This is a genomic window from Pseudomonas sp. NPDC098747, assembly GCF_044760045.1.
Lineage (GTDB): Bacteria > Pseudomonadota > Gammaproteobacteria > Pseudomonadales > Pseudomonadaceae > Aquipseudomonas.
Window position 1 is genome coordinate 1 of record NZ_JBIWAL010000158.1, and the last position, 1,019, is coordinate 1,019.

At 64.0% G+C, this 1,019-nt stretch carries 1 protein-coding gene and 1 pseudogene; both read left to right on the forward strand.

Annotated elements, in window-relative coordinates; all coding sequences use genetic code 11:
- Positions 1–237: pseudogene (locus ACIQVE_RS29765) on the forward strand (topoisomerase); the annotation flags it as partial.
- 70 nt (positions 238–307) lie between these two features.
- Positions 308–1,019: DUF927 domain-containing protein (locus ACIQVE_RS29770; protein ID WP_402815551.1), on the forward strand; the 712-nt coding region annotated here is incomplete at its 3' end.

The following is a 1,019-nucleotide window of genomic DNA, read 5'->3' on the forward strand; positions in this document are numbered from 1 at the left end:
AACCTGCGCCCGGTGGCGCTGGCCTTGCGCGGGGCAGTCGGTGAAGCGCAACAACTGCTGATCGCCGGGGATGACGATCGCCTGACCGAGGGGAACCCCGGCTGGAAAGCCGCCAATGCGGCGGCCCTCGCGGCGGATTGTTTAGTGGGCTTTCCTCAATGGCCCGCCGATGCGCCGGACCACCTGACTGATTTTAATGATCTGCATAACTGGAGCGCGGCCCATGGTAACGAATGAGCACGCACCACGCGCCATCGATCTGGGCGGCACAGCCGGGGCCACGGAGGGCACCACCCCGCCCCCCGGCATGGCCGACCAATCCGCCAGAATCGCGGCTCATTTTGTAAGCGCATGTTCACCCCTACGGGCCCCGGTTCGCCCGAGCTGGGCAGTGTATGAACACCCAGTGCAGCTGGAGGGCGGGCGAAAACTGCGCCCCGGCGTGTATTGGCACACGACACGGACCGACGCCGAAGGCGAACGCCACCCTGCTGACGAGTGGGTTTCAACGCCGGTCATGGTCGTCGCCCGTACGGTGCGCACGGAGGACGGCAGCGAAGGCCGTCTGCTGCGCTTGGCCACCCACGCCGGCACGCGCGAATGGGTGCTGCCCATGGAGGTGTTCGGGGGGAGCGGAGAGGACGCACGACGTAGCCTGTTTTCTATGGGGGTCATTATTGCGCTGAAAAAGCGCGTCGCGTTTATGGAATACCTGATGGACCAAGAGCCTGAGTTGACATTGGCCACCACCACCCGCCCCGGTTGGCATGTGTCCGGCGCCTTTGTATTGCCTGACCGCACGCTCGGTAGTGATACCGTGCGCTTTCAGTCCAGCGGCCAAGCCCCGACGTTGTTTGCGGCCAAAGGCGATCTGTCCCACTGGCAAACGTTGATCGCGGCTAAATGTCTGGGTAATCCAGTGTTGACCTTGGCTATCGGCTGCGCTTTGGCGGGGCCGCTGTTAAGTCTGGTGGGTGTGAACGGTGGCGGTGTGCACCTGGTCGGTGACAGCTCCAAGG